Below are 5,707 nucleotides of genomic sequence, written 5' to 3' on the forward strand. Positions count from 1 at the left end.
CGCCGACTTCGAGGGACGCGAGCGGCCGCCGATCGCCGCCTTCGGCCTGGCCGGCCGGGCGCCCGGCGAGTTCGCCGCCGGCACCGAGATCGAGAACCGCGACGACGGCACGACCGTGGTGAACGAGGACGGCTCCTTCGTCTTCAGCACCAGCGAGAATCCCGAGGACGAGGGCTTCCCGCGCATCTACTTCGTGGCCGAGACGCCGCCCGACTTCACCATGTCGAACTACGATACCGTCATGGGCGGGGCGGGGATGGCGCAGGCCTTCATCAACACCCTGACGGTGACGATCCCCGCGACGGTCATCCCGATCCTCATCGCGGCCTTCGCGGCCTATGCGCTGGCATGGATGGACTTTCCCGGGCGCGGCCTCCTGATCGCTGCGGTCGTGGGCCTCCTCGTCGTGCCGCTGCAACTGGCGCTCGTGCCGCTGCTCAAGCTGCACCAGCAGGTCGGCATCGGGCAGAGCTTCCTCGGCATATGGCTCGCCCATACGGGCTTCGGCCTGCCGCTCGCGATATACCTGTTGCGCAACTACATGGTCGGCCTGCCGCGCGACATCATCGAGAGCGCGCGGGTCGACGGGGCGACGGATTTCCAGATCTTCACGCGGATCATCCTGCCGCTCTCGTTCCCCGCGCTCGCCTCCTTCGCGATCTTCCAGTTCCTCTGGACGTGGAACGACCTCCTGGTGGCCAAGGTCTTCCTGCCCTCGAACGACGAGAGCTGGGTGATGACGGTGCGCATCGCCGACGACCTGCTCGGCTCGCGCGGGGGGGACTGGGGCATCCTGGCGGCGGCGGCCTTCGTCTCCATCGCGGTGCCGCTCGTGGTCTTCTTCACGATGCAGAGATACCTGGTGAGGGGCCTGCTCGCAGGCTCGGTCAAGTAATCAGAGAACGACACACACATGAACCTGATGCAGGATGTGGCGCGGCAACAGATCGTCGCGCCGGACAGGGACTGGTGGCGGGGGGCGGTGATCTACCAGATCTATCCCCGCAGCTTCCAGGACAGCAACCATGACGGGATCGGCGACCTCGCGGGCATCATCCACCGGCTGCACCATGTGGCGGAGCTGGGGGTCGATGCCATCTGGATCAGCCCCTTCTTCCGCTCGCCCATGCTCGACTTCGGCTACGACGTCTCGGACTACCGCGACGTGGACCCGATGTTCGGCACGCTCGGCGACTTCGACGCGCTCATCCACCGGGCGCACGAGCTGGGGCTCAAGGTGCTGATCGACCTCGTCCTCAGCCACACCTCGAGCCAGCATTCCTGGTTCCAGGAGAGCGTGCGCAGCCGCGACAACCCCAAGGCGGACTGGTACGTGTGGGCCGACGCCAAGCCCGACGGGAGCCCGCCCAACAACTGGCTGTCGATCTTCGGCGGCTCGGCCTGGGAATGGTCGGGCGACCGGATGCAGTACTACCTGCACAACTTCCTCAAGGAGCAGCCGGACCTGAACCTGCACAATGCCGACGTGCAGGAGGAGCTTCTGGCCATCGCGCGCTTCTGGCTGGATCGCGGCGTCGACGGCTTCCGCCTCGACACGATCAACTTCTACTTCCATGACAGGGAGTTGCGAAACAATCCCGCGCTCGCGCCCGAACGTCGGAACGCGACCATCGCGCCCGAGGTGAACCCCTACAACTGGCAGGAACACCTCTACGACAAGAACCAGCCCGAGAACCTCGAGTTCCTGCGCCGCCTGCGCGCGGTCATGGACGAGTACCCGGCCGCCACCTCCGTCGGCGAGGTCGGCGACGCGCAATACGGGATGCAGATCCAGGCCGAGTACACGTCGGGCGGCGACAAGGTCCACATGTGCTACTCGTTCGAGTTCCTCTCGAGCATCCCGCCGACGCCCGAGCGCGTGGGCCAGATCGTGACGGATTACGAGGCCGCGATCGGCGACGGCTGGGCCTGCTGGGCCTTCTCGAACCATGACGTCGTGCGCCACGCGAGCCGCTGGAACCTCGGCGAGGACGCACGCAGGCTCTATGCGGCGCTTCTGCTGTCGCTCCGGGGCTCGGTCTGCCTCTACCAGGGCGAGGAGCTGGGCCTGACCGAGGCCTACGTCGCCTACGAGGATCTCCAGGATCCCTACGGCATCCGCTTCTGGCCCAACTACAAGGGCCGCGACGGCTGCCGCACGCCGATCCCCTGGATCTCCGACAACCAGAACGGCGGGTTCTCCGACCACAAGCCCTGGCTGCCGGTGGCGGTCGAGCACCTGCACCGCGCCGTCGCCAACCAGGAGGACAAGGCGGATTCGACGCTCGGCTTCTACCGTGCGATGATCCGCTTCCGTCAGGGTTGGCGCGCGCTCGCCAAGGGCAGCTTCGAGCTCTGCCAGGCGCGCGACGGGGTGGTGTCCTTCATTCGCGCGCACGAAGGGCAGCGGCTCTTCTGCGCGTTCAACCTGACGAACCAGGGCCTGCCCGTGCCCCTTCCGCCCGGCGAGTGGCGGCAGGACAAGGGCGCGCCCTTCACCGCGTTGCAGCGTGACACGGAGGTGACGCTGCCGCCCTACCAGGCCTATTTCGGCGCGCAGGAGGCCGCCTGACGGGCGCGGTGCCAGAGATCAACCGGGAGGAGACGGGGACATGGCCAATCTGAAACTGACCGACGTCGAGAAGACCTACGGCGGCACGGTGACCGTGCTCAGGGACATCGACCTCGACATCGAGACGGGCGAACTGATCGTCTTCGTCGGCCCCTCGGGCTGCGGCAAGTCCACGCTTCTGCGGATGATCGCGGGGCTCGAGCGGATCACCGGCGGCACGCTCGAGATCGACGGGATGGTGGTGAACGACGTGCCCCCGTCCGAGCGCGGGATCGCCATGGTGTTCCAGTCCTACGCGCTCTATCCGCACATGACGGTCTACGACAACATGGCCTTTGCGCTGAAGATCGCGGGCGACAAGAAGGACGTGATCGACAGGAAGGTGCGCGCCGCGGCCGAGAAGCTGCAACTCACCAACTTCCTCGACCGCCTGCCCAAGGCGCTCTCGGGCGGGCAGCGGCAGCGCGTCGCCATCGGCCGGTCCATCGTGCGCGACCCCAAGGTCTACCTCTTCGACGAGCCGCTCTCGAACCTCGACGCCGCGCTGCGCGTCGCGACCCGGATCGAGATCGCGCAGCTCAAGGAGGCGATGCCCGACTCGACGATGATCTACGTGACCCACGACCAGGTCGAGGCGATGACGCTGGCATCCCGGATCGTCGTGCTCGCGGGCGGCGGGATCGCGCAGGTCGGCACGCCCCTCGACCTCTACCAGAAGCCCAACTCCACCTTCGTGGCCCAGTTCATCGGCTCGCCCTCGATGAACCTCATCGGCGGGCGGATCGTCGGCACCGGCGAGACGACGACGCTCGAGCTGAACGAGGGCGGCGGCACGATCACCTCGCACTACCCCTCGCGGGAGGAGGACATGGGCGCCGAGGTGCAGGTCGGCATCCGCCCCGAGGATTTCGTCGGTACCGACGCCGCCGATTTCGCCTACCACGCGAAGGTCGAGATCACCGAGGCGCTCGGCGAGGTCACGCTTCTCTATTTCGAGCGGCAGAAGCCCGAGCACAACCCCGTCATCGCCAAGCTCCACGGCATCCACCGCGACCTGCGCGGGCGCGACGTGCGCCTGACCGCCGCGCCCGAGAACGTGCACATCTTCAAGGACGGCATCTCGCTCCACTACCGCGACACGCCGGTGTTCCTGCCGGGCGTCCAGCCGCACTGAAACCGGGGTTCCCGTGCCGGGCGGCGATCGGCCCGGCGGGATTCCTCTGGAACTGTTAGCGCTAACGGTGTATGTCCTCCCCGAGGCAGACGAAGGGGAGCGCGCCATGCCACTCGACGACCGCATCGCCCGTGTGACCGCGCGCATCGAGGCGCGCTCGCGCGAGGGCAGGGCGACCTATCTCGACCGCATGCGCCGCCTGGCCGAGGAGGGGCCGCGCCGCGCGCACCTGTCCTGCGGCAACCAGGCCCATGCCTATGCCGCGATGGGCGCCGACAAGGACGCGCTCGTCGGCGCGCGCGCCCCGAACCTCGGCATCGTCACCGCCTACAACGACATGCTGAGCGCGCATCAGCCCTTCAAGGACTATCCCGACCGCATCAAGGAGGCCGCGCGCCGCGTCGGCGCCACGGCGCAGGTCGCGGGCGGCGTGCCCGCCATGTGCGACGGCGTCACGCAAGGGCAAACGGGGATGGAGCTCAGCCTCTTCTCCCGCGACGTGATCGCGCTCGCCACCGGCGTCGCGCTCTCGCACAACACCTTCGACGCCGCGCTCTATCTCGGCGTCTGCGACAAGATCGTGCCGGGCCTCGTCATCGCGGCGGCCACCTTCGGCTACATCCCCGGCATCTTCGTGCCGGCGGGCCCGATGACGAGCGGCCTGCCCAACGACGAGAAGTCGAAGGTCCGCCAGCAATTCGCCGCCGGAGAGGTCGGCCGCGACAGGCTGATGGAGGCCGAGATGGCCTCCTACCACGGGCCGGGCACCTGCACCTTCTACGGCACGGCCAATTCCAACCAGATGTTGATGGAGTTCATGGGTCTCCACCTGCCCGGCGCCTCCTTCGTGAACCCCGGCACGCCCTTGCGCGACGCGCTCACCGACGCTGCCGCGCAGCGCGCCACCGAGATCACAGCGCTCGGCAACGACTACCGCCCGGTCTGCGACATCCTCGACGAGCGCGCCTTCGTGAACGGGATCGTGGGCCTGATGGCCACGGGCGGCTCGACGAACCTCGTGATCCACCTCGTCGCCATGGCGCGCGCCGCGGGCGTCATCCTCGACCCGGCGGACTTCGCCGACATCTCGGCCGCGACGCCGCTGATGGCGCGGGTCTACCCCAACGGCCTCGCCGACGTGAACCATTTCCACGCCGCGGGCGGGCTCGGCTTCGTCATCGGCGAGCTGCTCGACGCGGGCCTCCTCCACCCCGACACCGAGACCGTGGCGGGCACGGGCCTCGCCCTCTACACCCGCGAGCCGAAGGTCGAGGACGGCCGCCTCGCCTGGGCCGAGGGCAGCCGCGAGACGCTGAACGACCGCATCGTGCGGCCCGCCGCCGACCCGTTCCAGTCCACCGGCGGCCTCGTCGAGCTTTCGGGCAACCTCGGGCGCGGCGTCATGAAGGTCTCCGCCGTCGATCCCGCCCGCCACGTGATCGAGGCGCCCGCGGCCGTCTTCCACGACCAGTCGCAGGTGAAGGAGGCCTTCCGCGCCGGCCGCCTCGACCGCGACGTGATCGTCGTGGTGCGCTTCCAGGGGCCGAAGGCCAACGGCATGCCGGAACTGCACGCGCTGACGCCGATCCTCGCCGTCCTGCAGGATCGCGGCCACAAGGTCGCACTCGTCACCGACGGGCGCATGTCGGGCGCCTCGGGCAAGGTGCCCTCCGCGATCCACGTCGCACCCGAGGCGCTCGACGGCGGGCTCATCGGCCGGCTCCGGGACGGCGACGTCCTTCGCGTCGACGCCACTTCGGGCCGCCTCGAGGTCCTGACCGAGGGCGTCGCCGCCCGCCCCCCGGCCGAGGCCGATCTCTCCGGCAATTCCTGGGGCGTCGGGCGCGAGCTCTTCGAGGTCTTCCGCCGCACCGCCGGCCCCGCCGACGCGGGCGCGGGGGTCGTCGTCTGATGACGCCTTGCCCCGCTTTCATCTTTCCTGAAATACGCCGGGCCGCAGG

The 5,707-nt window shown here is 68.8% G+C and carries 4 protein-coding genes; all 4 read left to right on the forward strand.

The features are described from left to right. A partial coding sequence (locus ACTS11_RS05820; protein WP_442639393.1) for a carbohydrate ABC transporter permease occupies positions 1-895 on the forward strand: 895 nt, incomplete at its 5' end. 18 nt (positions 896-913) lie between these two features. Next, the gene (locus ACTS11_RS05825; protein WP_442639394.1) at positions 914-2,572 is read left to right on the forward strand and encodes an alpha-glucosidase family protein; all 1,659 of its coding nucleotides are present in this window, start codon (positions 914-916) and stop codon (positions 2,570-2,572) included. 40 nt (positions 2,573-2,612) lie between these two features. After that, the gene (locus ACTS11_RS05830; RefSeq protein ID WP_442639395.1) at positions 2,613-3,746 is read left to right on the forward strand and encodes an ABC transporter ATP-binding protein; all 1,134 of its coding nucleotides are present in this window, start codon (positions 2,613-2,615) and stop codon (positions 3,744-3,746) included. A gap of 106 nt (positions 3,747-3,852) precedes the next feature. After that, positions 3,853-5,658, forward strand: coding sequence for a phosphogluconate dehydratase (edd, locus tag ACTS11_RS05835; protein ID WP_442639396.1), 1,806 nt, complete (start codon positions 3,853-3,855; stop codon positions 5,656-5,658). Positions 5,659-5,707: the final 49 nt, after the last annotated feature.

Source organism: Roseicyclus sp., from assembly GCF_052168335.1.
Taxonomy (GTDB): domain Bacteria; phylum Pseudomonadota; class Alphaproteobacteria; order Rhodobacterales; family Rhodobacteraceae; genus Roseibacterium.

Excerpts from the sequence above, each read along its gene's own strand:
- edd (WP_442639396.1), top strand. The coding sequence starts at position 3,853 with ATGCCACTCGACGACCGCATCGCCCGTGTGACCGCGCGCATCGAGGCG.
- ACTS11_RS05825 (WP_442639394.1), top strand. The coding sequence starts at position 914 with ATGAACCTGATGCAGGATGTGGCGCGGCAACAGATCGTCGCGCCGGAC.
- ACTS11_RS05830 (WP_442639395.1), top strand. The coding sequence starts at position 2,613 with ATGGCCAATCTGAAACTGACCGACGTCGAGAAGACCTACGGCGGCACG.